This window comes from Massilia sp. AB1 (assembly GCF_018119385.1).
GTDB lineage: Bacteria > Pseudomonadota > Gammaproteobacteria > Burkholderiales > Burkholderiaceae_D > Telluria.
The window spans coordinates 47,948-73,024 of record NZ_JAGKSG010000002.1 but is presented as its reverse complement, the minus strand read 5'-3'; the positions used below and the strand labels follow the sequence as shown (position 1 = coordinate 73,024).

Here is a 25,077-nt window from a genome sequence, read left to right as displayed (position 1 = left end):
GCCTCCGCCCGTGCCGGCGCCTACCGGCCCCTCGCCGGTGACAACGCCGTGACGGTCGCGGTGCGCGCCATTTCGCTGTATCCTTCGGAAAATCCGCGTCTTGCGCGGCTCTCACTGAAGGATTAGCGATGCGCCTGCGTCATATCGAAGTTTTCCACGCCATCATGCAGGTCGGCACCATCAGCGGTGCCGCCCAGGTTCTCCACATTTCCCAGCCGGCGGTGACCAAGGTGCTCCAGCACGCCGAACTGCAGCTGGGCATGCCGCTGTTCGAGCGGGTGCGCGGCAAGCTGTATCCGAAGCCGGAAGCGCACCGCCTGTTCGCGGAAACCGAAAAGCTCAACCGCGACCTGCAGGGCATCCGCCGCCTGGCCGCCAGCCTCAAGGGACGCGCGGTGGAGACCGTGCGCCTGGTGTCGACGCCGACCATCGCGATGAGCGTGCTGCCCGGCGCCATGACCCAGTGGCGGCGCGAATTCCCGCAGACCCGCTGCGAACTGGCCACCCACCACACCAGCGAGATCGTCAACGTGCTGCGCCTGGGCGAAGCCGACCTGGCGCTGTCGCTGCAGGACCCGCGCCACCCCGGCATCGTGGCCGAGCCGATCGCGCACGGCCTGCTGACCGTGATGGCGCCGATCGGCACCTGGGGCGAGGAAGAGCGCGGCAAACCGGTTTCTCCCGCCGCCCTGAAGGGCGAACTGATCGGCCTGAACGACGGCGACCCGCTCGGCGAACTGATGACCGCGTCCTGCGAAGCGGCCGACGTGCACCCGGTGTTCAATACCGTCGTGCAGACCTACCAGATCGCCCGCTCGCTGGTCGAAGCGGGCGCCGGCACCGCCGTGCTGGACCCGTTCACGGCCGCCTCGGCCTCGCCGGCCAAGGTGATCTGCCGTCCGTGGGAGCCGGACATCGCGGTAAACCTGTACCTGCTGACCGCCAGCCATTCGCCGCTCTCGCACGGGGCGCGCGAGCTGGCCAATTGTATCGGCGCGACCGCGCGCGCCTGTCTTGAAAAGGGTTGTACGTAAATGAGCTTGAGCGTGGCCAGCGAGGAGATCGCCGGCAGCCCCGAATTCCGCCACCTGAGCAGCATCGCCGGCATCCAGGTCGACCTGCGCTACGCCACGGACAACAACTTCGTCGGACGCGACCTGTATTCGCCCTACGACTGCGCCTGGCTGCACGTCGACGCCGCCAGCGCCCTCGAGAAAGTGGTCGCCTGGCTGGCCGAGCGCCGTCCCGACCTGACCCCGCTGGTGCTGGACGCCCTGCGTCCGCAGCGCGTGCAGCAGCAGCTATGGGATGCGCTGGAAGGCACTGGCCTGCAGATGTACCTGGCCAACCCGGAACGCGGCTCGATCCACTCCTACGGCATGGCGCTCGACATCACCCTGCTCGACGCGCAGGGGCGGGAGCTGGACATGGGCACCGGCTTCGACGACATGACCAACCTCTCGCATCCGGCGCTGGAGGAAGGCTTCCTGCAGGCCGGCCAGCTGACCGAGGAGCAGGTCGCCAACCGCCGCCTGCTGCGCGAAGCGATGCTGCAGGCCGGCTTCCTGGGCATCAACACCGAGTGGTGGCATTTCGATTGCGGCGACCGCGAGCTGGTGCGCCGCACTTTCCGGCGCGTGCTCTGATGACGTTTTCTCTTGCCGGCCTGGTGCGCGCCGCGCTGCTTGCGCTCGGCCTGGCGGCGGCGCCGCTGCACGCCCAGCCGGTCGCCTTCAGCTTCGACGACGGACCTACCCTGGCAAGCACGCCGCGCCTGTCGCCGCAGGCGCGCAACGAGGCCATGCTGGCCGCGCTGGCAAAGCACAAGCTCAAGGCCGCGCTGTTCGTCACCGCCGGCAACGGCGCCGACCGTCCGGAAGGCCTGGCGCTGGCCCAGGCCTGGAGCCGGGCCGGGCACCTGATCGGCAACCACACGATGACCCATCCCTCGCTTAACAACGCGAAGGTGAGCCTGGCGCAGTACCAGCAGGAGCTGCTCGACTGCGACCGCGTCATCGCGGCCCTGCCGGGCTACCGCAAGTGGTTCCGCTTCACCTACCTGCGGGAAGGGAACACGCCTGAGAAGCGCGACGGCATGCGCGCCTTCCTGCGTGAGCATGGCTACCGCAACGGCTACGTCACGCTCGACACCAGCGACTGGCGCCTGAACGACAAGCTGATCGAGGTCCTGGACCGCAAGCCGGATGCGACCGATGCCGAGCTGGCGCCGATCCGCCAGGCCTACCTCGACCACGTGAAGCAGCGCGCGCTGGCCTACCGCGATCTGGCGCGCAGGCTGCAGGGCAGGGACATCCCGCAGGTGCTGCTGCTGCACCATAACCTGATCAATGCGCTGTGGCTGGACGACGTCATCGCCCAGTTCAAGGAGATGGACTGGAGCCTGGTCACGCCGGACGAGGCCTTCGCCGACCCGGTCTACCAGCTGGCCCCGAGCCGCGACGTGCCCGGCCAGAGCCTGCTGCTGTCCATGGCCCGCAGCCTGGGGCTGGGCACCGCCGACATCGGGCCGCGCCTGATGGACGATGGCGATGCCGAGATCGAGCTGCTGAAGAAAAAAGGCTACTAGCCTACTTGAGCTCCATCGACTCGACGCGGTTGCGGCCGCTGCGCTTGGCTTCGTACATCAGCTTGTCGGCCGCCGAGATCAGGTCCGGCAGGTTGTAGCTCACCTGGGAGTTGGCGAAATCGAAGCAGGCCACACCGAAGCTGGCGGTGGTGCGCAGCCCGAACGCGTTATCGCCGAGCAGCAGGCGGTCCGCCGCGAAGGCCTCGCGCAGCCGCTCCGCCAGGTGCTCGCCGCCGGCGAGATCGGTCTCGGGCAGGATCAGCAGGAACTCCTCGCCGCCATAGCGCACCACCGTGTCGACCTGGTCGCGCGTGGCCCCGGCCAGGAGGTCCGCGAAGGCCTTGATCACCTCGTCCCCCTTGGTGTGGCCGAAGTTATCGTTGATCAGCTTGAAGTTGTCGATATCGCACAGCACCACCGTCAGGGGACGGCCGAAGCGCCGCGCGCGCGACAGTTCCAGGCCGAGCAGGTGCTGGTGCAGGTAGCGCCGGTTGTAGCATCCGGTCAGGTGGTCGCGTTCGGCGGCTTCCTTCAGGTCGGTCTGCAGGCGGAACTCCTCGCGCGACACGTGGTTGTAGCGCCGCGCCGCCAGCGCGCCGAAGGTATTCACCAGCACCAGCAGCAGGCCCATGGTCAGGATGTCGGCGAAGGACATGGTGGTCAGGCGCAGCACCAGCTCCAGGAACACGCCGGTGGCGGTACCCGCCAGCACGATCGCGTGGCTCAGGCGGTTCGGAATGTAGAGGTAGATCACGACCAGCATGATCGCCAGCGACATCGCGTGCCAGTGGAACTCCTGCGGGCGCTGCACGGCGATGTGCATGAAGCTCGCCAGCGCCACGGATTCGGCGACGGTGGCGGCCAGCCAGGTGGCGCGGACCGACAGCGGCCGGCGGTAGGCCAGCCAGGCGCAGCTGCCCGCGGTGAGCGCTACCAGCAGGCGCGCGGGGAAGGTCGCCGCCAGCGCGGTGTCCATGCCCAGCGCCGCCACGTCGGTGACGAAGAAGCACAGGTAAAAGAAGGTGCAGAACAGCAGGGTGAAGCCGAGCAGCGCGCGGGTGCGCGCCAGCTGGTGTTCGAGGAAGGCGGATTCCGTGGCGGGATGGACGAACTCACCAGTGAGCGAAAGGGTGTGCATGGCAGTCGGTGGTGGGGGCGGAACCGCGGAAACGTGGGAAATCGGCGTATGCAGATAGGTTGTTTGCGCATTCTGACAGCTTTGACCTTGCTCAAATCTCACGAAAGCTAACTCATTTGCAACATCGTGTTCAAGATCTTTTACTGTTATAAATATTAGTGCGGTTTCGGCGTCAGCTTCGCGTAAGTCTTTGATCTTTAAAGGATGTGCTTAGGGTGGTTAACGTGAAACGCCGGCTGGGCCGGCGTTTTTGTTGATGTGTCGAGTTGCTAAGAAACTTGGGTTCCGGCCTTCGCCGGAACGACGTGCTGAGGGAGCGGGCAAACGGACACTTTCGTAGTCGCCAGCTTCAAAACCGTCGTTCCGGCGGAGGCCGGAACCCAAGTTTGTAAGCGTACCGCTAAGGTCAACAATTACGGCGCAGCCTGCACACCCTGTCCCGACGCCCCCGAGCGCGCCACCCACTCCACCAGCGCATCGAGCACCGCGCGCCCCTTGCCATTCCCCGCCTGCTCGCTGTTGACCATGGCCACGAACACGCACAGGGTCCCGTTCGCATCCGGCACATAGCCCGCCAGCGCCGTCACGTTGCGCAGGGTGCCGGTCTTGAGGCGCGCGCGCCCGGCCGCCGGGCTGCCGTGCAGGCGGCGGCGCATGGTGCCGTCCATCGCCACGATCGGCATGCTGGCCTGGAATTCCGGCGCCCACGGGCTGCGCAGGCCGGCCTGCAGCAGGTAGCCCATCTGGTTCGGGCTGATGCGCTCGATGCGCGACAGGCCCGAGCCGTTCTCGATCACGAATCCGGTGTCGTCGATGCGCTGGCTGCGCATCCATTCGCGCACGGCGGCGTCGGCGCGCACGAAGGTGGTCTCACCTTCAAGCGGGGGCGGCAGGGCGGTGCTGCCGCTGGCGGGGTCGGCCTGCAGGCTGCCCAGGCTCAGGAAGAGGGTGCGCGCCAGCGCGTTGTCCGAGGGTTTGTTGATGTCGCGGACCAGCTCCGGCAGCATGCGCGAGCTGTGCTCGGCCAGCAGGGCCGATTCCGGCGGCGTCACGCCTTCGACGGTCTTGCCGCTCATGCGCCCGCCCAGCGCGGTCCAGGTCTGGCGCACCAGGCGGCCGACGTAGTCGTCGCGGTCCAGCACGTTGATGCTGTAGCTGCGGTTGCAGTTCCTGGGGAAGGTGCCGTGCAGGACAATGCGGATCCGCCCGTCCTTGCCGCGCACCGCTTCGGGCAGCTTCCAGCCGTCCTCCCATTTGGCGCAGTCGGCATCGACCAGGGTCATGTCGGAGCCAATCGATACCCGCTCCAGCTCCGGCTGCATGCGCAGCTGCAGGCGCCTGGCGGTGGAACGCATGTCGACCTGCACCATGTTCTTGTTGACCAGCAGGGCGTCCGGAATCACGTTGTAATAGGCTTCCGGCGACTCGTCGAAAGGCGGCGCGCCGAGGTCCTGGCGCGCCGGCTGGAACAGCTGGCGGTCCAGCACCAGGTCGCCCTCGATGCGCCTGACGCCCTGGTAGCGCAGGGCGCGCAGCATGGTTTCGATCGCTTCGCCCGAGAGGTCGGTATCGGCGCCGCCTTTCAGGATCAGGTTGCCGCGCAGGACCTCGCCCTCGATCTCGCCCGTAGTGCGCAGCTCGGTGCGGCCGCGGAACACGGGGCCGAGGCGCTCCAGGCCCACCAGCGTGGTCACCAGCTTCATGGTGGAGGCGGGCTGCATCGGCAGGCCGGCCTGGTGCGACAGCACCACCGCGTCGCCCTTGAGCACCAGCACCCCGAGCGCATCCTGGGGCAGGCCGTTCCGGGCCAGGACCTGGGCCACCGGTTCCGGCAGCTGGGCGTGGACGAAGGCCGGGGCGGCGAACAGGGCGGCGACAAGGGCTAGGCGGCGCAGCATGGGACTCCTTAACCGAAGAAGAGGTAGGCGACGAAAATGGCGGCGATGATGCCGATCAGGTCCGCCAGCAGGCCGTAGCTGACCGCATAGCGGGTCTTGCGGATGCCGACCGAACCGAAGTACAGCGCGATGATGTAGAAGGTGGTGTCGGACGCGCCCTGCAGGATGCTGGACAGCCGGCCCACGAAGGAATCCACGCCGTAGGTCTTGATCGCGTCGATCATCATGGCGCGCGCGCCGCTGCCGGACAGGGATTTCATCAGCGCGGTGGGTAGGGCGCCGACGAAGTCGGTCTGCAGGCCGAGCGCATTGAAGATCCAGGCGAAGCCGCTGACGATCAGGCCCAGCACGCCGGAATTGCGCACCACGCTGATGGCGACGATCATGCCGACCAGGTAGGGAATGATCTTGATCGAGGTCTCGACGCCGGCCTTGGCGCCCTCGATGAAGTTCTCGAACACGTTGACCTTCTTGATGACCGCGCCTGTCATGAAGGCGGCGATGACCGAGAACAGGACCAGGTTGGCGATCACGTTCGAGACCAGCTGGATCTGCGCCTTGTCGAGGAAGTAGGTGAAGCTGAACACGATCGAGGCGATCAGCGCGGCGGTGCCGCCGATCCAGCCGAATACCACCGGATCGAGCAGGTTGATGCGCTGGCGCAGGCCGACGGCGATGATGCTGGCGATGGTGGCGGTATAGGTCGCGATCAGGGTCGGGATGAAGATGTCGGCCGGGTTGGCGGCGCCCAGCACCGCGCGCTGGGCCATGACGGCCAGCGGAATGATGGTCAGGCCCGAGGTCTGGATCACCAGGAACATCAGCTGGGCGTCGGTGGCTTCATCCTTTTTCGGATTCAGCGACTGCAGGCTCTCCATCGCCTTCAGGCCAAAGGGGGTGGCGGCGTTGTCCAGGCCCAGCATGTTGGCCGAGAAGTTCATCACCATGTGGCCGTTGGCTGGATGGTCGCGCGGAACGCCCGGGAAGATGCGCGAAAAGAAGGGGCCGATGACGTGCGCGAATACCCGGATGGCCCCGGCCTTCTCGCCCACGTTCATGATCCCCAGCCAGAAGGTCATGACGCCGGCCAGCGGCAGGGCGATGTCCATCACCGCCAACTTGGCCGAGTCGAAGGTGCCGTCGATGATGCGCTTGAAGATCTCTGTATCGCCAAGGAAGAGCCATTGCGCCAGCGCCGCAATGAAGCCCACGAGGAAGAAGCCGGTCCAGATGTAATTGAGTGCCATGAGTCGGTCGCCGCAGAGGTACAGCAGATTGTGCAGCGGAGAGTATAGGCCGAGTTCGTGCTGCCACGATGAAAGAATGCAGCCGCGCCATGCGAAAAAGTTATAAGCCTGCGCTGCCGCGCTATCGCATTTGCCTGGCCCGCGCAGGCGCGCATATGATACGCAACGCTTTCGAGGACCCGCCGCCATGAAACTCCGCCTGACTACCCTTGCCATGTTGCTACCACTGCTGTGCGGCGCCGCCTCTCAGGCAGCGCCCGGGGAAGAGAAGGTCTTGCGCATGTTCCTGTCCACCAGCGAGACCGGGCTGGACCCGGCGGTCGCCTCCGACAACGCCACCCTGTCGCTGCTGGAAAACCTGTTCGACCCCTTGCTGCGCTACGACTACCTGGCGCGCCCGGCCAGACTGCGCCCGAACACGGCCACAGCCCTGCCTGAGGTGAGCGCGGACGGGCTGACCTATACCTTCCGCATCCGCCCCGGCATCCTGTTCACGCCCGATCCGGCCTTCAAGGGCGCGCGGCGCGAGGTGACGGCCCAGGACTACGTTTACAGCATCAAGCGCCTGTACGACCCCACGCTCAAGTCGCCCTGGGCCTATATGTTCGAAGGGAAGATCGCCGGCGACGAGGTCCTGCGCAAGCGCTTCGGCCACGATGTTCCCGTCGCCGGCCTGCAGGCGCTTGATCGCCATACCCTGCGCATCCGCCTGAACGCGCCGGACAACAACTTCCTGTTCTACCTCGCCACCGCCGCCACCGGCGTGGTGGCGCGCGAAGTGATCGAGGCCTATCCGGGCCAGGCCGGCAACCATCCGGTCGGCACCGGCCCCTTCATGATCGGCGACTGGAAGCGCAGCGACCGCATCGTCCTGCTGGCCAATCCGGATTCGACGGCCGTGTTCCACGCCACGCCGGGAGACAACCCGGAAGACCGGGCGATCGCCGGCGCGCTGGAAGGCAAGCGCCTGCCGCGGGTCGACCGGGTCGAGGTGAAGATCGCCGAGGAATTCCAGGGCCGCATGCTGGGCTTCCTGAACGCCGAATACGACTACCTGGAGCAGATTCCCGAGTCGATGACCGACATGGTGGTGCGCGACGGCCAGCTCAAGCCGGAGCTGGCGGCGCGCGGCATCGTGCTGTCGCGCTTCCCGGTGCTCCAGACCTATTACATGTGGATGAACATGAACGACCCGGTGGTCGGCGGCTACGGCAAGGACAAGGTGGCGCTGCGGCGCGCGATCTCGATGGCCTACAACAATGCCGAGGACATCGCGCTGCTCAAGAAAGGCTTCGCGATCAAGGCCGAATCGCCGCTGCCGCCCAACGTGCTGGGCTACGACCCGAACTACCGCAGCCCGGTGCCCTACGATCCGCTCCTGGCGAACGCGCTGCTGGACCGCCACGGCTACACGCGGCGCGACCCGGACGGCTTTCGCCGCGCCCCGGACGGCAAGCCGCTGACCCTGACCATGCACAGCGAGGCCACCGTCGGCGGACGCCTGCGCGACGAGTTGTGGCGCAAGTGCCTGAACAGCATCGGCCTGCGCGTGGTGTTCAAGTCGGACAAGAAGACCGAGATCATCAAGGCGTCGCGCCTGGGCACGGTGCAGATGTTCGAAAGTAACTGGATCGCCGATTTCCCCGACGGCGACAACTTCTACCAGCTGCTCTACGGCCCCAACGCGGGACGCGCCAACTATGCGCGCTTCAACCTGCCGGCCTATAACCAGCGCTACGAGCAGGCGCGCCTGTTACGCGACGGCCCGGCGCGCCAGAAGCTGTATTTTGAGATGAACCAGCTGATCCACGCCTACAACCCCTGGGTGCCGCTGACCCATGTCCTGTCGGGCGATTTGCGTCATCCGTGGTTGAAAAACTACAAACGCCATCCGGTGGAATTCACGACCTGGCGTTATCTGGATGTCGATGTTGCGGAAAGAGCACGTAGCTCCAGAGCGAAATAAGGGAAAGAGTGAGTTTTTCCTAAAGAAAACATTCCCCTTAGTTATACTGGCCTCCGGATTATTCATTGGATAGGCCCAAATTGTTGGGCGTACCCTGAATCAATAAAAATGGCGGAATGCTAAGACATTGCGCATGGAGCAGACCCGGTTCCGGGTTCGCAGACCAAGGGAAATATTAGGAGAAACGCGTGAAGGTAAAGAAGCTGGCACATTTGATCGCCCTGATCGGGGTGATGAGCCCGGCGGTAGCGCAGGAGCAGCCGCAGGTGCAGGGGATGCAACGGGTGGAGATCACCGGCAGTAGCATCAAGCGCATCGCCAAGGAAGGTGCGCTGCCGGTGGAGATCATCTCGCGCAAGCAGCTGGAAGACCAGGGTATCGTGACCGCCGAGCAGCTGATTGCGACCCTGAACGTGAACGCCAACGGTTCGGACAACCTGGCATCGAACGCCGACGTGACCTCGGGCTCCCAGCGCGGCAGGAACGGCGCGTCCTCCGCCAACCTGCGCGGCCAGGGCGCCGACTCGACCCTGGTCCTGCTCAACGGCCGCCGCGTGGCGACCCACGGCATGAGCGGCTCGGCGGTCGACCTGAACTCGATCCCGATGGCGGCGGTGGAGCGTGTCGAAGTGCTGAAGGATGGCGCTTCCTCGACCTATGGCACCGATGCGATCGGCGGCGTGATCAACTTTATCCTGCGCAAGAACTACAAGGGCCTGGAAGCCCAGTCCTTCATCGACGTCGCCGAAGCGAGCGGCGGCGAAATCGGCCGCGCCACGCTCACCGGCGGCTGGGGCGACCTCGACAACGATGGCTGGAACGTCCTGGCGACCTTCGCGCACAGCGAGAACAAGGCCCTGCGCGGCGACCAGCGCGACTTCGTCAACACCTTCCAGCCGAACCGCGGCGTGTCGGTCGACACTCGCGGCGCACCGCACGCCAACATCTTCTCCACCACGGTGGGACCGAACCTGCTGAGCGGCGCCACCACCTTCAACGGCATCAGCCTGCTGGACCTGCCGGGCGGCCCTGGCTGCAACAGCATCGAAGGCATGGGGCCTTACGACGAGAAGCTGTGGGATACGCCGAGTGCCGCCTATGGCTGCGCCTGGGACACCGGGCGCGCGGCCGTGCTGCAGCAGCCGGTCAAGAACACCAATGCCCTGGCGCGCGCCACCTTCAACGTGGGCCAGCATCAGCTGTTCGCCGAGGCGCTCGGTTCGCGCGTCGACGTGTCCAAGCGCTTCTCGCCGAACCAGATCTCGCCGAACGCCGCGACCTTCGGCGCAAGCTCGTTCTATCCGAGCACCGGCGCGGCCTATAACGACGTCTACAATGCCCTGGTCAAGGTCTTCCCGAACGTCGCAGCCAACTACGGCAAGCCGATCGCCTACCGCTGGCGCTGCATGGAGTGCGGCAACCGCGAGATCGAGACCGAAACCAAGGCTGGCCGCGTGCTGGTCGGCGCCGACGGTCCGCTGACCCTGTTCGGCCGTACCTTCGACTACCGTGTCGGCCTGTCGCGCGCCTCCAGCGAATCGAAATCGACCCTGGGCAGCGGCTACAACTACACGGCGCAGCTGGCTGCCGCGCTGGGTTCGGGCAAGGTCAATCCCTTCCTGATGCCGGGCCAGACCCAGTCGCAGGAAGCCATTGACCTGATCAAGGCCACTTCCGCCGCCGGCGTGGTGCTGTACGGCGGCACCTCGACCCTGACCCAGTTCGATGCGGCGGTCTCGGGCGAGATCTTCAAGCTGCCGGCCGGCTCGGTCATGGCTGCGGTCGGCGCCGACCTGCGCCGCGAGGAATACAAGTTCAACGGCGACGAGCGCGATCTCGCCAGCCGCCGTGCGATCCTCAATGCCCCGTTCGACGACGTCAATGCGATCGGCGGCGTCAAGCGCGATATCAAGGCCGTGTACACCGAGGTTCTGGTACCGGTAACCAAGGCGCTGGAACTGACCATCGCCCTGCGCCGCGACGATTACTCGGACTTCGGCGCCACCACCAATCCGAAGGTCTCCTTCCGTTACCAGCCGCTGGCTTCGCTGATGTTCCGCGGCTCGTACAACGAGAGCTTCCGCGCGCCGTCGTTCAGCCAGCTGTTCAATGGCCGCACCGTGTCGCCGTACTCCAGCAGGGATATCGCCGATCCGGCCAGCTGCCCGGGCGGCAAGGCCGACAGCACCAAGCCGGGCTGCGCTGTGGTGAATCCGGAAACCGTGAACGGCGGCCGTCTGGGTCTCGAACCCGAGACCGCGAAGCAAGGCAGCATCGGCGTCGTCTTCGAGCCGGCGAACTTCTTCTCGGCCAGCGCCGACCTGTGGGAAATCCGCAGGAAGAACACGATCGACTCGTTCAACGTCCAGACCATGGTGGCGAACTACGACTACTTCAAGGACTTCTTCCTGCGCGCGCCGGACGGCACCTTGCTGCAGATCGACCAGCGCTGGGTGAATACGAGTGAGCGCATTACGCGCGGCGTCGAAGTGGGCGCGCGCCTGAACGGCAAGTTCAGCACCGGTTCGCAGTGGGGCCTGGGCATCGACGGCTCGCGCCTGCTGGAGAAGAAATCGCGCGTCGCCGCCGGCGCGCCCTTCGGCCAGAGCGAAGTGGGCCGCTTCCTGTTCACCGGCGACCTGGGCCTGAAGTGGAAGCACAGCGCCTACGCGACCTACAAGTACGGCAACTGGAGCGGCATGCTGCAGAACATCTACCGCTCGGGGTATAACGACCAGGTGCTGCCGGGCGTGGCCAACGGCCGTGTGACGCCGTCGGAGTACAACCCGAAAGTGGACGCCTACTCGATCTACAACCTGAGTGTGAACTACACCGGCTTCAAGAACCTGACCTTGACCGCCGGCGTGAAGAACCTGCTGGACGAGGATCCGCCGTTCGCGATCACCTACGACGCCAACACCGGCGCCGGCAGCTCGTGGGAACCACGCGTGGCCGACCCGCGTGGCCGCTCGTTCACCCTGATGGCGACCTACAAGTTCTTCTGATTGGCCCCGTTGGCGGCCCGTCGTCCGCAAGGCGCCCTGCGCCTTCGGCGCGGGCCGTTTTTTATTGTGAAAGAGGAGTAGTGGCTACAGTCGCTATGTCCCACAACCTTCGAACGTCATCCCGGCCTGCGCCGGGACGACGTTGGTAAGCGTCCATGAAGATCGACCGCCGCGGCTTCGGCGCCCTTGTCGCAGCCACCTTGTCCGCTACGCTACCTGGCGCTGCTTACGCCGCTCGCCGCCGCTCGCCCCATCGCCCCATGAAACAGCTCATCAAACCCCCACGCCTGCGCCAGGGCGATGTCGTCGGCCTGATCGCCCCGGGCGGCTACACCAACGACCGCTCCATCGAAAAAGCCGTGCGCAACATCGAATCGCTCGGCTTCAGGGTCAAGACCGGCGCCTACCTGCGCTCGGTATTCGGCAACTACGCCGGCTCCGTGCAACAGCGCCTGGCCGACCTGCACGCCATGTTCGCCGATCCTGAGGTGAAAGCCATCTGGCCGATCCGCGGCGGCTCCGGCTGCATCTCGCTGCTGGCCGGCCTCGACTACGAACTGATCCGCAAGAACCCGAAAGTCCTGCTCGGCTACTCCGACATCACGGCCCTGCACCTGGCCATCACCAAGCGCACCGGCCTGGTGACTTTCCACGGACCCGTGGCTTCGTCGACGATGTCGGATTACTCGCGCGAGCACATGATGGCCGTGCTCACCGATCCGCAGCCCACCTACACGATCCCGATGGCGGAGGAGAACGCCAGGCGCGCGCTGAGCGAGCCGCACTACGGCATCCGCACCGTGACCGCCGGCGTGGCTACCGGGCCGCTCATGGGCGGCAACCTGTCGCTGGTGGCGGCCCTGGCGGGCACGCCCTATGCGTGCGATTACCGCGACTGCATCTTGTTCCTGGAAGAGGTCAACGAAGCGCCCTACCGCATCGACCGCTGGATGACCCAGCTCGACCTGGCGCTCGGCTTCGACAAGGCGGCCGCCCTGATGATCGGCATCTGCGACAACTGCGGCCCCGACCATGAGGAGATTTCGCTGACGCTCGACCAGACGCTCGACCTGCACCTCAAGCCCCTGGTCGTCCCGGCCGTGAGCGGCTACTCGATCGGCCATATCCGCAACCAGTTCACCCTGCCGATGGGCGTCAGGGCTAGCCTCGACACCGGGCGGCAGACCCTGACCCTGCTCGAAGCCGCTGTGTCCTGAACCGGAGGATCACTCCGCGTTCAGATTCAGGTTGATCGGATAGATCATCTCGCAAGCCTGCCCGCGGCACAGGGCCGGCTTGAAGCGCTTGGAGAGCGCGACCACCGACAGCGCGCGATTCAGGTCGGCGATCGTCACCCCGACCGTCTGGGCCTTGGTCGGCGCGCCCTTGGCGTCGACGGTGATGTAGAGCGCCACGTTGCCCTTGAAGTTGGGGAACAGGCCGGAGACCTTGGATACTTCTTCGAGGAAGACGCGCGAGCCTTTGAGCGGATAAGGAGGCTCGTCTCCCGGTTCCAGCGCCGGATAGGAGGCCCTGACCAGGTCTTGCTGGCCCGGCGTCAGGTCTTCCCATTTCGCCGCCGGGGGAAGGTAGGTATACGCCATTTCGTCGCTCAGTTTCGAGCCGGTGGCCGCATTGGCGCGTTTCATGCTGAAGCGGGCCGCTTCCTCTTTGATGAGGGGCTTGGCGTTCACCGGACGGCCGTCCAGGAAATCGCCTTCGTAGACGTGGCCGTTGCCCGCGTAGACGATCTTGCCCCTGCCGTTGAACTGATCGTTGTACCAGCTGCCATCGTAGCTGCCGCCAAGAGCGAAAGTGGCCTTGCCCTTGCCGGAGCGTTCGCCGTCCTTCCAGTCGCCGTCGTAGCGCGAACCGTCCGGGTCGACCATCGTGCCCTTTCCTTCGCGGCGTCCGTTAACCACGCCGCCTTCGTACTGGTAGCCGCCGCTGGTCCTGAAATAGCCGGCGCCGTGCGGCACGCCGTTGCGGAAAGTGCCGATGTAGGTGCCGCCCTTGCTGGTCCGGGTGGCTTCGCCGCTAATCTCGCCGCGCGCCAGGGCGCCCTCGATCTTCCACGGGCTGCGGTCCTCGCCGGACTTCCATTCCAGCGTGCCTTTACCTTCTGCGTAACCGTCCTTGCAGGCGCCGCTCCAGGCGATCTTGCCCTCGGCGGGCGCGGGCGTTACTTGCGCGATGCGGCAATCCGCGGCGCCGAGATAAGCGGGAGCTTCGTCCGCCTGGGCGGTGGCTGCAAAGGCGAGGCTGGACAGGAAGAGCGCGGAGGAAGGTTTCATGGCAAAAAATGCATTATAGGAACAAAGGCCAGTATAGGTGGCCGTTATGTTCACTTCAATGCATTGGGCATGATCCGCGTCAAAAGCCGATCACTGATGGCTGGTCACAACGCTCGTGCGATCAGGATTTTCTGGATGTCGCTGGTGCCTTCGTAGATCTGGCACACGCGCACGTCGCGGTAGATGCGCTCGATCGGGAAGTCGGCCACGTAGCCGTAGCCGCCGAACACCTGCATCGCGTCCGACACCACGCGCTCGGCCATCTCGGAGGCGAACAGCTTGGCCATCGCGGCTTCCTTCAGGCAGGGCAGGCCGGCGTCCTTCATCGAGGCGGCGTGCAGGATGAGCTGGCGCGCGGCCTCGATCTTCATCGCCATCTCGGCCAGGCGGAACTGCACCGACTGGTGTTCGAAGATCGGCTTGCCGAAGCTCTCGCGCTCCTTGGCGTAGGCCAGGGCCGCCTCGTAGGCCGCGCGCGCCATGCCGACCGACTGCGAGGCGATGCCGATGCGGCCGCCCTCCAGGCCGGACAGGGCGATCTTGTAGCCCATGCCTTCCTCGCCGATCAGGTTCTCGGCCGGGACACGGCAGTTTTCGAACACGATCTGCGCCGTGTCCGACGAATGCTGGCCCATCTTGTGCTCGATGCCGGCCACGGTGTAGCCCGGGGTATTGGTCGGCACCCAGAAGGCGCTGATGCCCTTTTTGCCGGCGGCCTTACTTGTTACTGCCATGACGATGGCCACATCGCCGTGCTTGCCGCTGGTGATGAATTGCTTGGTGCCGTTGATGACGTACTCGTTGCCCTCGCGGACCGCGGTGGTGCGCAGCGCGGCCGCGTCGCTGCCGGTATGCGGCTCGGTCAGGGCGAAGGCGCCCAGCATCTCGCCTTGCGCCAGCGGGCGCAGGAAGCGTGCTTTTTGCTCTTCGTTCGCATACATCATGGCGATGCTGCAGACCGGGCAGTTGTTCACCGAGATGATGGTCGAGGTGCCGCCGTCGCCGGCCGCGATTTCTTCCAGCACCAGGGCCAGCGCCACGTAGTCCAGGCCCGCGCCGCCGTACTGCTCCGGCACCGCCACGCCGAAGGCGCCCAGCTGGGCCAGCTCCTTCAGTTCGTCCTTGGGGAAGTAATGCTCGCGGTCCCAGCGGGCGGCGTTGGGGGCCAGGCGCTCCTGCGCATAGCTGCGCAGGGCGTCGCGGATCATCTGGTGTTCTTCGTTCAGAATCATGGTGTCTCGTTCGTTGTTATATGCGTTGTACTGCGGTTACCACGGGATCGGCGTGCCGTCGTGGTCGAGGAAGGCGCCGTTGGACGAGGCATCCACCCTGGCCAGCGTGGCGCGCAGGTCGCGCACGCTTTCCTCGGGGGTGAGCGGGGCGCCTTCGCCGCCCATGTCGGTCTGCACCCAGCCCGGGTGGAAGGACAGGCAGGTCACGCCCTGCGGTCTCCAGGTGATGGCCGCATCGGCCAGCACGGAATTGAGCGCGGCCTTGCTGGCGCGGTAGAGCGTGCCTTCGGTGCTGTGGCGTGCCCCGATCGAGCCCATCTTCGAGGACAGCACGGCCAGCTTGCCTTGCGTTGCGGCCAGCAGCGGCGCCACGATCGGGATCAGGCGCATCGCCGCCAGCACGTTGGTGTGCATGACGCTGTCGAATTCCTGCTGGGTCGGGAAGCCCGAATGGACCGGGCCGTAGACGCCGGCCACCAGCCAGGCGGTGTCGATCTTTTCGTCGTCCAGCCGCCAGCCCAGGGCGGCGATGGAGTCGGCGTTGGTGACGTCGAGCGGGTGGGCTTCCGCGCCCAGCCGCACGAGCGCGTCGCAGTCTTCCTGCTTGCGGGCGGTGGCGATCACGCGCCAGCCGTCCTGCTTGTACTGGCGCACCATCTCGCGGCCGATGCCGCGCGAAGCGCCGAGGATCAATGCGGTAGGCATGGCAGACTCCCTGGATAACACTGCTGTTGCTTGAATGCGCCGGCGGCAAGCCGCCAGCGCTACGCACTACGCTTAAACCAGCTCGACCGCCATCGCGGTGGCTTCGCCGCCGCCGATGCACAGCGAGGCCACGCCGCGCTTGCCGCCGGTGCGCTTCAGCGCGCCCAGCAGGGTGACGATGATGCGCGCGCCCGAGGCGCCGATCGGGTGACCCAGCGCGCAGGCGCCGCCGTGGATGTTGACCTTGCTGTGCGGGATGTCGAGGTCGCGCATGGCGGCCATCGGCACCGCGGCGAAGGCTTCGTTGATCTCGAACAGGTCGACGTCGCGCGGAGTCCAGCCGGTCTTCTTGAACAGCTTCTGCATCGCGCCGATCGGGGCGGTGGTGAACAGGTTCGGTTCCTGGGCGTGGGTGGCGTGGCCGATCACGCGGGCGATCGGGGTCAGGCCCAGTTCCTTGGCCTTCGATTCGCGCATCATCACCAGGGCCGCGGCGCCATCGTTGATCGACGAGGACGAAGCGGCGGTCACGGTGCCGTCCTTCTTGAATGCCGGCTTGAGCGACGGGATCTTGTCGACCTTGGCCTTCATCGGGCCTTCATCCTTCTCGACTACCAGTTCGCCGGTGCGGGTGGCGACGGAGACCGGCGCCACTTCCCAGGCGAACCAGCCTTCGTTGTTGGCGGCTTGCGCGCGCTTGACCGATTCGATCGCGAAGTTGTCCTGCTCTTCGCGCGAGAACTGGTAGGTGGCCACGCACTCTTCCGCGAAGGTGCCCATCGAACGGCCTTCGCCGGTCTTCTCGTTGCGCGAGTAGGCGTCTTCCAGGCCGTCGAGCATCATGTGGTCGAACATCGGCGCGTGGCCGATGCGGTAGCCGCCGCGCGCCTTCGGGATCAGGTAGGGCGCGTTGGTCATCGATTCCATGCCGCCCGCGACGACGATGTCGGCGCTGCCGGCGACCAGCTGGTCGTGGGCGAAGATCGCGGCCTGCATGGCCGAGCCGCACATCTTGGACAGGGTCACGGCGCCGGTCGACAGCGGCAGGCCGCCCTTGATCAGGGCCTGGCGCGCCGGGGCCTGGCCCTGGCCGGCCATCAGGCAGTTACCGAAATAGACGTGTTCCACGGCTTCCGGCGCCACGCCGGCACGCTCCACCGCGGCCTTGATCGCCACCGCGCCGAGGTCGCTCGCCGTTTTCGAGGAAAAATCGCCCTGGAAGGCGCCCATCGGGGTACGGGCGGCGCCGACGATAACGACTGGATCATTCATTGTGTAGGTTCTCCAAATAGAGTGGCGTCGATGCCACGGTGGGGGTTGCTTGGTGACAGAAACGAATCTGCTGCGGGTAAGGGAAGACGTCGTCGACGAAGCCTTCCAGGATGCGGTCCTTGTGGGATTGCCAATAGTCGCGGGTCAAAAGATCCGCGTGATGTTGCATGAAATGGCGGCGAATGGCCGGATTTCCAAGCAGGAAGCGGCCAAATTGTTCCGGAAACACGTCGTGCTTGCCGATCGGGTACCAGGGTTCCGAAGCCATCTCGTCCTCTTCGTTGCGCGCGGCCGGAATGTCGCGGAAGTTGCAGTCGGTGAGGTATTCGATCTCGTCGTAGTCGTAGAACACGACGCGGCCATGGCGGGTGACGCCGAAGTTCTTGTACAGCATATCGCCAGGGAAGATATTCGCGGCGACCAGGTCCTTGATGGCATTGCCGTATTCGACGATGCCGTGCTCGACCAGCTCCGGCTTGCCCTGCTCCTGGGCCTCGGACAGGAAGATATTCAGCGGCACCATGCGGCGCTCGATGTAGAGGTGGCGGATGACGATGCATTCGCCCTCGATCTCGACCAGCGAGGGTGCGTATTTCTGCAGCTCGCCGACCAGCTCTTCGGAAAAGCGCGCCAGCGGGAAGGCCACGTTCGAGTATTCGAGAGTGTCGGCCATGCGGCCCACGCGGTCGTGGTACTTCACCAGCAGGTATTTTTCCTTGACCTGGGCGCGCGTGGTTTCCTTGGGCGGCGGATAGAAGTCCTTGATCACCTTGAACACATACGGGAAGGACGGCAGCTCGAACACCAGCATCACCAGGCCGCGGATGCCGGGGGCGATGCGGAAATAGTCCGAGCTGTGCTTCAGGTGCTGCAGGAAGTCGCGGTAGAACAGGGCCTTGCCCTGCTTTTGCAGGCCCAGCACGGTGTAGATCTCGCTCCTGGCCTTGCGCGGCATGCAGCTGCGCAGGAAGCTCACGTAGGCCGAAGGCACTTCCATGTCCACCGAAAAGTAGGCGCGCGTGAACGAGAACAGGATGATGATCTGTTCCTGGTCGGTCAGCACGGTGTCGAGCACCAGCTGCCCCTTGCGGTTGTGCAGCACCGGGATCACGAAAGGGTACTCGCGCGCGCCGTTGATGGCGCGGCCGACGATGTAGGCGCCCTTGTTGCGGAAGAACAGGCTGGAGAGCACCTGGAACTGCTGGTTCGATTCGCGCTTGCCGAGGCCGAAGGCGGCGTTCATGCGCTCCTCGACCAGCTGGACGTCGCGGTCCAGGTCGGCGAAGGGGGCGTCGAGCTGGAAGTTGGTGACGATGCGCCTGAGCGCGACGCGCGGGCCGTCCGCGGCGGGGTAGTAGACACGGTAGGTGGGCTGCGGTTCGTCGGTGTCGATGTACTCGGTCGAGACCACCGGCCGCACGAAGATGTAATCGTTGTGATAGTAGGTGCGGTGCAGGATATGGCAGCTGACCGAGTTGAAGAAGGTCTCGGCCAGTTCCGGCTGCTTGTGGCCGGCGAGCAGGCCGATGTAGTGCAGCTTGATCTCGCGCCAGACGCGGTCGGTCAGGTCTTCGGGGGCGTAGTCGTCCTCGAGGGCGTGCACGCATTCCTGGACGCGCTGGTCGTAGAAGCCGATGCGCTCGCGCGCGGCTTGCTGGGCGGCTTTCCAGTCGGCCTTCTCGAACAGGCGCCTGGCCTGCTGGCTGGCCTGGCGGAACAGGCGGTAGTGCTTGTCGAAGCCGTCCAGGATGGCGCGCGCGATGTCGAATGCGATCTGGGAAGACAGCAGTTTGGGGAACGCAACTTGTGTCATCGTTCGTCTCGCGCGGGGCCGGAAAAGACCATTCTACGGCAACTTGTGCAGTGCAGCAGTGGCTGACATTGTTAGCCTCAAAACCGTCGTTCCGGCGAAGGCCGGAACCCAAGTTTTGCGCAAACCGTTAACGTTTGACGATATCGGTTGGCGAGCAAACTTGGATCCCGGCCTTCGCCGGGATGACGGTTTTTAAGCTGGCAAAAGAATATCTATCTTGCCGTGCCAGCTTTATTTACATCGTCTCGCCGAACAGCTCGCGGCCGATCAGCATGCGGCGGATTTCGCTGGTGCCCGCGCCGATCTCGTACAGCTTGGCGTCGCGCCACAGGCGGCCGACCGGATACTCATTGATGTAGCCGTTGCCGCCCAGGGTCTGGATCGCTTCGCCCGCCATCCAGGTCGCCTTCTCGGCGCTGTACAGGATCGCGCCGGCGGCGTCCTTGCGCAGGGCGCGCACCGCCGCCGCGTTATCGGCGCGGTCGCAAGCCTGGCCCACGGCGTACACATAGGCGCGGCAAGCCATCATGGTCGAATACATGTCCGCGATCTTGCCCTGCATCAGCTGGAACTCGCCGATCGCCTGGCCGAACTGCTTGCGCTCGTGGATGTAAGGCACCACCACGTCCATGCAGGCCGACATGATGCCCAGCGGACCGCCCGACAGCACGGTGCGCTCGAAGTCCAGGCCCGACATCAGCACGTTCACGCCCTTGCCCACGCCGCCCAGCACGTTCTCGACCGGCACTTCGCAGTCCTGGAACACCAGTTCGCCGGTGTGCGAGCCGCGCATGCCCAGCTTGTCCAGCTTTTGGGCGATCGAGAAGCCCTTGAAGCCCTTTTCGATCAGGAAGGCGGTCATGCCGCGCGGGCCCGCTTCCAGGTCGGTCTTGGCGTACACCACCAGGGTGTCGGCGTCCGGGCCGTTGGTGATCCACATCTTGGTGCCGTTCAGGACGTAGCGGTCGCCCTTGAGCTCGGCCTTGAGCTTCATGCTGACCACGTCGGAACCGGCGTTCGGCTCGGACATGGCGAGCGCGCCCACGTGCTCGCCCGAGATCAGCTTGGGCAGGTACTTGCGCTTCTGCTCTTCGTTGCCGTTGCGCTTGATCTGGTTGACGCACAGGTTCGAATGGGCGCCGTAGGACAGGCCGACCGAGGCCGAGGCGCGCGAGATCTCTTCCATGGCGACGATGTGCGCCAGGTAGCCCATGTTGGCGCCGCCGTATTCCTCGCCCACGGTGATGCCCAGCAGGCCCAGTTCGCCCATCTTCTTCCACAGGTCCATCGGGAACTGGTCGGTATGGTCGATCTCGGCGGCGCGCGGTGCGATTTCGGCAGCAGCGAACTGTTGGACTGCTTCGCGCAGCGCGGCGATGTCTTCGCCATGGTCAAAGGTCAAGCCTGGGAGATGCAGCATGTCGTCCTCACGGTGAACGGTGGTTGAGCAGAATAGCGTGAATCATACTCGCCTGTGACGTTAACGTAAACGTCAACTAAGCGACAAAAAAAGGACCCGCAAGGGTCCGGGCCAGCCTCAGGCAGCGCTCTTGTCTGCCTCATTTTCGCGCAGCAGGCGGCGGCATTCCTCTTCGTGGGCGGTGATTTCCTCCAGCGCCATCTCGATATCGGCCCGCTGCTGCTCGAGCGTCAGGCGCTGCTGGGCCAGCACGCCGAGGAAGCGGTTGATCTGGGCGTGGGTGTCCTTGGGCGACTCGTACATATCGACGATGCTCTTGATCTCGGACAAAGTCAGGCCCAGGCGCTTGCCGCGTAGGGTCAGCTTGAGCCGGGTGCGGTCGCGCGGGGTGTAAACACGGTTGCGTCCGCCCACGCCTTCGCGCATGGGGCTCAGCAGGCCCTGGTCTTCATAGAAACGGATCGCGCGGGCGGTGATGTCGAATTCGCGTGCCAGTTCGGCGATGGTATAAGTAGCCATGGTGTGCGGTGGCGGTCAAAAGGTAGGCAAACACGGAATCGCTTAAAATCTCAAAGCCGTTTTCCGTTTACGTCAACGTCAATCGCATTGTAGCGCGCCCGCCTTCCCACGAATACGAAAGATTTCCATGAACCCGCTCGAGTCCCAGCTCGCCTATCCCTTCGGCGACACCATTCCCACGCCCGGCGCCCTGCACGAGATCGTTCCCGGACTGCGCTGGGCGCGCATGCCCCTGCCTTTCGCGCTCGACCACATCAACCTGTGGCTGCTGGAGGACGAGCACGAGGGACAACAGGGCTGGAGCCTGATCGACTGCGGCGCCGCTACCGACGCCACCCGCGCCGCCTGGGAACAGGTGCTGGCGGAGGGCCTGGCGGGCGAGCCGCTGGTGCGCGTGTTCGCCACCCATTGCCATCCCGACCACGTCGGCCTGTCCGGCTGGCTGTGCGAGCGCTTCACCGCCCCGTTCTGGACCACCACCGGCGAATTCGCCTTCGCGCGCATGATGGCGGCCGCGCTGCCGGGCGTGGACGGCCCCTCGGCCATTCCCCATTTCGAACGCCACGGCCTGACCGACCCCGCGATGCTGGAGCAGATGCGCAGCCGCCGCAATTACTATCCCTCCCTGGTGCCGGCCGTCCCGGCGTCCTACACCCGCCTGCAGGATGGACAGCAGCTGCGCATCGGCGGCCACAGCTGGCGTGTGATCACCGGCTTCGGCCATTCGCCGGAACATGCCTCGCTCTATTGCGATGCGCTGAAGGTGTTGGTCTCGGGCGACATGGTGCTGCCGCGTATTTCGACCAATGTCTCGGTTTTCGCGGTCGAGCCGGAGGGCAATCCGCTGCAGCTCTACCTCGATTCGCTCGGCAAGTTCGCCGACCTGCCCGAGGACACCCTGGTGCTGCCGGCCCATGGCAAACCCTTCCGCGGCCTGCATACCCGCATCGCACAGTTGCGTGCACACCACGAAGCGCGCCTGGCCGAAGTGGTGGCGGCCTGCGAGGAACCAAAATCGGCGGTCGACATCGTACCCATCATGTTCCGGCGCCAGCTCGACGCCCACCAGCTCAGCTTTGCCTTGGGCGAGGCGCTGGCACATTTACACAAGCTGTGGCGTGATGGTGTCTTGCTGCGTAACAACAACATAGATGGCGTCATACGTTTCCAATGCAACAAGAATAAAATGTAACCGTTGTCCCGCGCGCTTGTAGTCAATACGTCCTCTGTAACGGGCTGCAAATTGTGCGGCATTCTTCGAACATTTCAGTTAGGCTACATTTACGGGAAGGTTTATCCTTCTCCGTGTTGCTACCAGTCATCATTGCAATACCGAAAATTCTCTTAAAAAATCACATCTTTGTTACTTTTTAAGGGTATGATTGCCCCGAGACTTACTCATCAGTAAGAACCGGCCATCCGCTTACGCAACATTAAGTAGTTTTACGATGAATTCGACGAATGAACGGGAGAGCTTCAGCGAGCGACTGCAGCAGGCCCTGAAAAACGCACATTATTCGCCCGACAGCCCAACCCGGCTGGCGCGCGAATTCAATATTCGCTTTGAAGGACGTCCGATCACGGTGCACGCGGCGCGCAAGTGGCTGGTGGGCGAGGCGATTCCGACCCAGGAAAAGCTGCGCATGATCGCCCAGTGGCTGGGTGTGCCGGCCGACTGGTTGCGCTTCGGCGGCGGCGAGCAGGCCGCCAGCACCGAAGCCGGCGGCGGCGCGGCGCGTTTCGAATCGGCCGACGTCAAGCTGATCGCCGACCTGCAGCGCCTGGATGAACACCACCGCCAACTGGCGCGCGAGTTCATCCGCATGCTGGTGCGCATGCACCATCAAAAGACCGACGGCAAGTAACGTTACTCAATAGACGTTGTCGTAGTGCACTTTTCGTGAAGCCGGGTCCGCACAAATGGGCGAACCTGGTTCATAATCTATTCCAGTGGAAGCGATTCGCCGCCACTGGTCACGTCAAGGAGCAGCAGCCGCATGCGAAATAACTACGCCAACACCGCTCAGCTCAAGGAACTGATGACCGCCCCGCCGATGACGGCGGCGCGCCATGCCGAGGTCATGCGAGAACGCAATGCCCGGCGGCGGAAGCTCGAGGAAGCACAAGAGCTTAAAAAGGCCGACAAGGACCTGTTCGAAGAAAAGCGCTGAGCCGCCCGGGCCAGCCATCCGGACTAGGCGTCCGGCGCAGCCTTCATGCCGCCCCAGCGGGCGGCCTGGGCGTTCTCAAGCCCAAGCAAATCCATCACCCGGTCGACACTGTGCTCGACCATCTCCTCGATCGACACCGGCCTGTGATAAAAACTCGGCAAGGGCGGGAAAATAATGCCGCCCATTTCGGTCACGGCCGTCATGTTGCGCAGGTGGGCCAGGTTGAAGGGCGTTTCGCGCACCATCAGGATCAAGCGGCGGCGCTCCTTCAGCATCACGTCCGCGGCGCGGGTAATGAGGTTGTCGGACAGGCCATGCGCGACCGCGGCCAGGGTCTTCATGGAGCAGGGGGCGACCACCATGCCGTCGGTCTGGAACGAACCGCTGGCGATCGAGGCGCCGATGTCGCGGTTGCGGTGGACGACATGGGCCAGTGCCTCGGCGTCGCGCCGCTGCAGGCCGAGTTCCTGGTGCAGGGTGAGGGTGGCGGCGTCGGAGACGACCAGGTGGCTCTCGACGCCTGGCGTGGCGTGCAGCCGCCGCAGCAGCTGCACGCCGTAGGTTGCGCCGGTGGCGCCGGTAATGGCGACCGTTATCCGGCGCGGGCGATCAGCCATTCTTCAGCAGGGTTTGCAGTTCGCCCGATTCGTACATCTCGTTCATGATGTCCGAGCCGCCGATGAATTCGCCGCGCACGTAGAGCTGCGGGATGGTCGGCCAGTTCGAGTAGTCCTTGATGCCCTGGCGGACTTCCGCGTCTTCCAGCACGTTGACGGTGGCGATGTTGTCCACGCCGCATGCCTTCAGGATCTGGATGGCGCGGCCGGAAAAGCCGCACTGCGGGAACTGGGCGGTGCCCTTCATGAACAGCACGACCGGGGTGTTGGTCACGGTTTCTTTGATCCAGGTTTGTACGTCGCTCATTTGTTCTGCCTTTGGGTGGAGGGGTTGATGGCGACATTTTATAAGAATTCGACCTGGAGGGCATAAGCCCGCCAGGTCACCCGGTGACGCCGGCTGACGCCGCCCCATGCTTGCTGTATGATCGCCCGGTTTGAAAGCCGACCGGAGCCGACCCATGCAACAACCCCCCAACCGCGGGCCCTCGACGGGCATGAACCTCGTCATCGCCGTCCTGCTCGGCATCCCCGGCATCATCAACATCGTCGGCGGCGTGACGCACCAGAGCGTCGGCGGCATCGTGGCCGGCATCGCTGCCCTGGCGTATGCCACCCTGCTGGTGCGCGACGCGCTGCATGTGAAGAAGACCGGCCGTCCGGCCATGCCGCAGAAGCAGATGCTGCTGCTCGGCTTCGCCTGCCTGTCGATCTACCTGATCGGCGTCTTCCTCAAGTAATCACAGCCAGCGGCCGAGACAGGCCGACACCTGGCTGCCCACGTACTTGCCGTAGGCCGGCACCGGCACGTAGCCGTTGCGGCGATAGAAATCCATGGCGCGCCGATTGACGCGCCGGGTCGACAGCCATACCTCGGTGTAGCCGAAGATCACGGCATGCCATTCCAGCGCCGCCAGGATATGCTTGCCCGCGTCGCTGCCGGGCCGCGCATACATGCGCTTGAGTTCCGCCACGTCGTCCTGCAGCGGCCGCAGGGCGCCGCAGCCCACCGCATTGCCCTGGTCGTCGCGTGCGATCAGGAAGACCGCGCGCGGGCCGCGCACGTCCTGCGGATCGAAGGATGCGGCGCCGCTGTCGCCGGTGATCGCGCTCAGCGCAGCGCCCAGTTCCGCGAGCAGCACCAGGGCGTCGGGGCTGTCGGGATCGGCGCTGCCGAGCGTGATCATGGCCTG

23 protein-coding genes are annotated in these 25,077 nt (G+C 65.0%); 10 read left to right on the top strand and 13 right to left on the bottom strand.

Going from position 1 to position 25,077, the window contains the following annotated elements:
- Nucleotides 1-128 precede the first annotated feature (128 nt).
- The 3 genes from J8847_RS01610 to J8847_RS01600 are packed head-to-tail and all read left to right on the top strand — an operon-like array spanning nucleotide 129 to nucleotide 2,587.
- Nucleotides 129-1,034 carry a LysR family transcriptional regulator gene (locus J8847_RS01610; RefSeq protein WP_211522943.1) on the top strand — a complete coding sequence of 302 codons (906 nt, stop codon included), beginning with the start codon at nucleotides 129-131 and terminating at the stop codon, nucleotides 1,032-1,034.
- Nucleotides 1,035-1,646: a M15 family metallopeptidase gene (locus J8847_RS01605; RefSeq protein ID WP_211522942.1), complete on the top strand. Its 612-nt coding sequence runs from the start codon at nucleotides 1,035-1,037 to the stop codon at nucleotides 1,644-1,646. It abuts the gene before it with no gap.
- Nucleotides 1,646-2,587, top strand: coding sequence for a polysaccharide deacetylase family protein (locus J8847_RS01600; protein WP_211522941.1), 942 nt, complete (start codon nucleotides 1,646-1,648; stop codon nucleotides 2,585-2,587). The genes J8847_RS01605 and J8847_RS01600 overlap by 1 nt, the downstream gene beginning before the upstream one ends.
- Before the next feature lies 1 nt (nucleotide 2,588).
- Here the strand turns inward: J8847_RS01600 and J8847_RS01595 are convergent, their stop codons facing one another.
- The 3 genes from J8847_RS01595 to J8847_RS01585 all read right to left on the bottom strand — a co-directional run bounded on the left by J8847_RS01595 (nucleotide 2,589) and on the right by J8847_RS01585 (nucleotide 6,870).
- Nucleotides 2,589-3,725, bottom strand: a complete 1,137-nt coding sequence (locus J8847_RS01595) for a GGDEF domain-containing protein (RefSeq protein WP_211522940.1) — start codon at nucleotides 3,723-3,725, stop codon at nucleotides 2,589-2,591.
- A gap of 413 nt (nucleotides 3,726-4,138) precedes the next feature.
- On the bottom strand, nucleotides 4,139-5,623 hold the full coding sequence (gene dacB / locus J8847_RS01590) for a D-alanyl-D-alanine carboxypeptidase/D-alanyl-D-alanine-endopeptidase (protein ID WP_211522939.1): 1,485 nt from the start codon (nucleotides 5,621-5,623) through the stop codon (nucleotides 4,139-4,141).
- An 8-nt stretch (nucleotides 5,624-5,631) separates the two neighbouring features.
- Nucleotides 5,632-6,870: a nucleoside recognition domain-containing protein gene (locus J8847_RS01585; RefSeq protein ID WP_211522938.1), complete on the bottom strand. Its 1,239-nt coding sequence runs from the start codon at nucleotides 6,868-6,870 to the stop codon at nucleotides 5,632-5,634.
- A gap of 187 nt (nucleotides 6,871-7,057) precedes the next feature.
- Between J8847_RS01585 and J8847_RS01580 the strand changes: the two genes are divergently transcribed.
- The 3 genes from J8847_RS01580 (at nucleotide 7,058) to J8847_RS01570 (ending at nucleotide 13,058) form a co-directional block, all read left to right on the top strand.
- Nucleotides 7,058-8,836, top strand: a complete 1,779-nt coding sequence (locus J8847_RS01580; protein WP_211522937.1) for an ABC transporter substrate-binding protein — start codon at nucleotides 7,058-7,060, stop codon at nucleotides 8,834-8,836.
- A gap of 188 nt (nucleotides 8,837-9,024) precedes the next feature.
- On the top strand, nucleotides 9,025-11,841 hold the full coding sequence (locus J8847_RS01575; protein ID WP_373999809.1) for a TonB-dependent receptor domain-containing protein: 2,817 nt from the start codon (nucleotides 9,025-9,027) through the stop codon (nucleotides 11,839-11,841).
- A gap of 260 nt (nucleotides 11,842-12,101) precedes the next feature.
- Nucleotides 12,102-13,058: an LD-carboxypeptidase gene (locus J8847_RS01570; protein WP_229429542.1), complete on the top strand. Its 957-nt coding sequence runs from the start codon at nucleotides 12,102-12,104 to the stop codon at nucleotides 13,056-13,058.
- Between the two features lie 9 nt (nucleotides 13,059-13,067).
- Here J8847_RS01570 and J8847_RS01565 read toward each other — a convergent pair whose 3' ends face one another.
- From J8847_RS01565 to J8847_RS01535, 7 genes are all read right to left on the bottom strand, one after another.
- A complete protein-coding gene (locus J8847_RS01565; protein WP_211522935.1) occupies nucleotides 13,068-14,135 on the bottom strand; it encodes an MORN repeat-containing protein in 1,068 nt (355 codons plus the stop codon).
- A gap of 104 nt (nucleotides 14,136-14,239) precedes the next feature.
- On the bottom strand, nucleotides 14,240-15,367 hold the full coding sequence (locus J8847_RS01560; protein ID WP_211522934.1) for an acyl-CoA dehydrogenase family protein: 1,128 nt from the start codon (nucleotides 15,365-15,367) through the stop codon (nucleotides 14,240-14,242).
- A gap of 36 nt (nucleotides 15,368-15,403) precedes the next feature.
- Nucleotides 15,404-16,072, bottom strand: a complete 669-nt coding sequence (locus J8847_RS01555; RefSeq protein ID WP_211522933.1) for an SDR family oxidoreductase — start codon at nucleotides 16,070-16,072, stop codon at nucleotides 15,404-15,406.
- 72 nt (nucleotides 16,073-16,144) lie between these two features.
- A complete protein-coding gene (locus tag J8847_RS01550) occupies nucleotides 16,145-17,344 on the bottom strand; it encodes an acetyl-CoA C-acyltransferase (RefSeq protein WP_211522932.1) in 1,200 nt (399 codons plus the stop codon).
- Nucleotides 17,337-19,157: a bifunctional isocitrate dehydrogenase kinase/phosphatase gene (gene aceK / locus J8847_RS01545; RefSeq protein ID WP_211522931.1), complete on the bottom strand. Its 1,821-nt coding sequence runs from the start codon at nucleotides 19,155-19,157 to the stop codon at nucleotides 17,337-17,339. The genes J8847_RS01550 and aceK overlap by 8 nt, the downstream gene beginning before the upstream one ends.
- Before the next feature lie 235 nt (nucleotides 19,158-19,392).
- Nucleotides 19,393-20,577 (bottom strand): isovaleryl-CoA dehydrogenase, encoded by a 1,185-nt coding sequence (locus J8847_RS01540; protein WP_211522930.1) that lies wholly within the window; start codon nucleotides 20,575-20,577, stop codon nucleotides 19,393-19,395.
- Nucleotides 20,578-20,694: 117 nt separating this feature from the next.
- Nucleotides 20,695-21,096 (bottom strand): MerR family DNA-binding transcriptional regulator, encoded by a 402-nt coding sequence (locus J8847_RS01535; protein ID WP_211522929.1) that lies wholly within the window; start codon nucleotides 21,094-21,096, stop codon nucleotides 20,695-20,697.
- Nucleotides 21,097-21,223: 127 nt separating this feature from the next.
- Between J8847_RS01535 and J8847_RS01530 the strand changes: the two genes are divergently transcribed.
- The 3 genes from J8847_RS01530 (at nucleotide 21,224) to J8847_RS01520 (ending at nucleotide 23,267) form a co-directional block, all read left to right on the top strand.
- Nucleotides 21,224-22,288: an MBL fold metallo-hydrolase gene (locus J8847_RS01530; RefSeq protein WP_211522928.1), complete on the top strand. Its 1,065-nt coding sequence runs from the start codon at nucleotides 21,224-21,226 to the stop codon at nucleotides 22,286-22,288.
- A gap of 256 nt (nucleotides 22,289-22,544) precedes the next feature.
- Nucleotides 22,545-22,961, top strand: coding sequence for a hypothetical protein (locus J8847_RS01525; RefSeq protein WP_211522927.1), 417 nt, complete (start codon nucleotides 22,545-22,547; stop codon nucleotides 22,959-22,961).
- Nucleotides 22,962-23,093: 132 nt separating this feature from the next.
- The gene (locus J8847_RS01520) at nucleotides 23,094-23,267 is read left to right on the top strand and encodes a hypothetical protein (protein WP_211522926.1); all 174 of its coding nucleotides are present in this window, start codon (nucleotides 23,094-23,096) and stop codon (nucleotides 23,265-23,267) included.
- Nucleotides 23,268-23,290: 23 nt separating this feature from the next.
- On the opposite strand, the gene J8847_RS01515 is transcribed toward J8847_RS01520, so the two are convergent.
- Together J8847_RS01515 and grxD are read right to left on the bottom strand one after the other, a co-directional pair.
- Nucleotides 23,291-23,884, bottom strand: a complete 594-nt coding sequence (locus tag J8847_RS01515) for a UbiX family flavin prenyltransferase (protein WP_211522925.1) — start codon at nucleotides 23,882-23,884, stop codon at nucleotides 23,291-23,293.
- Nucleotides 23,877-24,191: a Grx4 family monothiol glutaredoxin gene (gene grxD / locus J8847_RS01510; protein ID WP_020656899.1), complete on the bottom strand. Its 315-nt coding sequence runs from the start codon at nucleotides 24,189-24,191 to the stop codon at nucleotides 23,877-23,879. The genes J8847_RS01515 and grxD overlap by 8 nt, the downstream gene beginning before the upstream one ends.
- Before the next feature lie 154 nt (nucleotides 24,192-24,345).
- On the opposite strand from grxD, the gene J8847_RS01505 reads away from it, so the two are divergent.
- The gene (locus J8847_RS01505; RefSeq protein WP_211522924.1) at nucleotides 24,346-24,624 is read left to right on the top strand and encodes a hypothetical protein; all 279 of its coding nucleotides are present in this window, start codon (nucleotides 24,346-24,348) and stop codon (nucleotides 24,622-24,624) included.
- Here the strand turns inward: J8847_RS01505 and J8847_RS01500 are convergent, their stop codons facing one another.
- Nucleotides 24,625-25,071, bottom strand: coding sequence for a GNAT family N-acetyltransferase (locus tag J8847_RS01500; protein ID WP_211522923.1), 447 nt, complete (start codon nucleotides 25,069-25,071; stop codon nucleotides 24,625-24,627). It abuts the gene before it with no gap.
- Nucleotides 25,072-25,077 lie beyond the last annotated feature (6 nt).

Excerpts from the sequence above, each read along its gene's own strand:
- J8847_RS01540 (WP_211522930.1), bottom strand. The coding sequence starts at position 20,577 with ATGCTGCATCTCCCAGGCTTGACCTTTGACCATGGCGAAGACATCGCC.
- J8847_RS01555 (WP_211522933.1), bottom strand. The coding sequence starts at position 16,072 with ATGCCTACCGCATTGATCCTCGGCGCTTCGCGCGGCATCGGCCGCGAG.
- J8847_RS01530 (WP_211522928.1), top strand. The coding sequence starts at position 21,224 with ATGAACCCGCTCGAGTCCCAGCTCGCCTATCCCTTCGGCGACACCATT.
- J8847_RS01570 (WP_229429542.1), top strand. The coding sequence starts at position 12,102 with ATGAAACAGCTCATCAAACCCCCACGCCTGCGCCAGGGCGATGTCGTC.
- J8847_RS01525 (WP_211522927.1), top strand. The coding sequence starts at position 22,545 with ATGAATTCGACGAATGAACGGGAGAGCTTCAGCGAGCGACTGCAGCAG.
- J8847_RS01585 (WP_211522938.1), bottom strand. The coding sequence starts at position 6,870 with ATGGCACTCAATTACATCTGGACCGGCTTCTTCCTCGTGGGCTTCATT.
- J8847_RS01505 (WP_211522924.1), top strand. The coding sequence starts at position 24,346 with ATGCAACAACCCCCCAACCGCGGGCCCTCGACGGGCATGAACCTCGTC.
- J8847_RS01535 (WP_211522929.1), bottom strand. The coding sequence starts at position 21,096 with ATGGCTACTTATACCATCGCCGAACTGGCACGCGAATTCGACATCACC.
- aceK (WP_211522931.1), bottom strand. The coding sequence starts at position 19,157 with ATGACACAAGTTGCGTTCCCCAAACTGCTGTCTTCCCAGATCGCATTC.
- grxD (WP_020656899.1), bottom strand. The coding sequence starts at position 24,191 with ATGAGCGACGTACAAACCTGGATCAAAGAAACCGTGACCAACACCCCG.
- J8847_RS01515 (WP_211522925.1), bottom strand. The coding sequence starts at position 23,884 with ATGGCTGATCGCCCGCGCCGGATAACGGTCGCCATTACCGGCGCCACC.
- J8847_RS01500 (WP_211522923.1), bottom strand. The coding sequence starts at position 25,071 with ATGATCACGCTCGGCAGCGCCGATCCCGACAGCCCCGACGCCCTGGTG.
- dacB (WP_211522939.1), bottom strand. The coding sequence starts at position 5,623 with ATGCTGCGCCGCCTAGCCCTTGTCGCCGCCCTGTTCGCCGCCCCGGCC.
- J8847_RS01520 (WP_211522926.1), top strand. The coding sequence starts at position 23,094 with ATGCGAAATAACTACGCCAACACCGCTCAGCTCAAGGAACTGATGACC.
- J8847_RS01610 (WP_211522943.1), top strand. The coding sequence starts at position 129 with ATGCGCCTGCGTCATATCGAAGTTTTCCACGCCATCATGCAGGTCGGC.
- J8847_RS01605 (WP_211522942.1), top strand. The coding sequence starts at position 1,035 with ATGAGCTTGAGCGTGGCCAGCGAGGAGATCGCCGGCAGCCCCGAATTC.
- J8847_RS01565 (WP_211522935.1), bottom strand. The coding sequence starts at position 14,135 with ATGAAACCTTCCTCCGCGCTCTTCCTGTCCAGCCTCGCCTTTGCAGCC.
- J8847_RS01580 (WP_211522937.1), top strand. The coding sequence starts at position 7,058 with ATGAAACTCCGCCTGACTACCCTTGCCATGTTGCTACCACTGCTGTGC.
- J8847_RS01550 (WP_211522932.1), bottom strand. The coding sequence starts at position 17,344 with ATGAATGATCCAGTCGTTATCGTCGGCGCCGCCCGTACCCCGATGGGC.
- J8847_RS01560 (WP_211522934.1), bottom strand. The coding sequence starts at position 15,367 with ATGATTCTGAACGAAGAACACCAGATGATCCGCGACGCCCTGCGCAGC.
- J8847_RS01595 (WP_211522940.1), bottom strand. The coding sequence starts at position 3,725 with ATGCACACCCTTTCGCTCACTGGTGAGTTCGTCCATCCCGCCACGGAA.
- J8847_RS01600 (WP_211522941.1), top strand. The coding sequence starts at position 1,646 with ATGACGTTTTCTCTTGCCGGCCTGGTGCGCGCCGCGCTGCTTGCGCTC.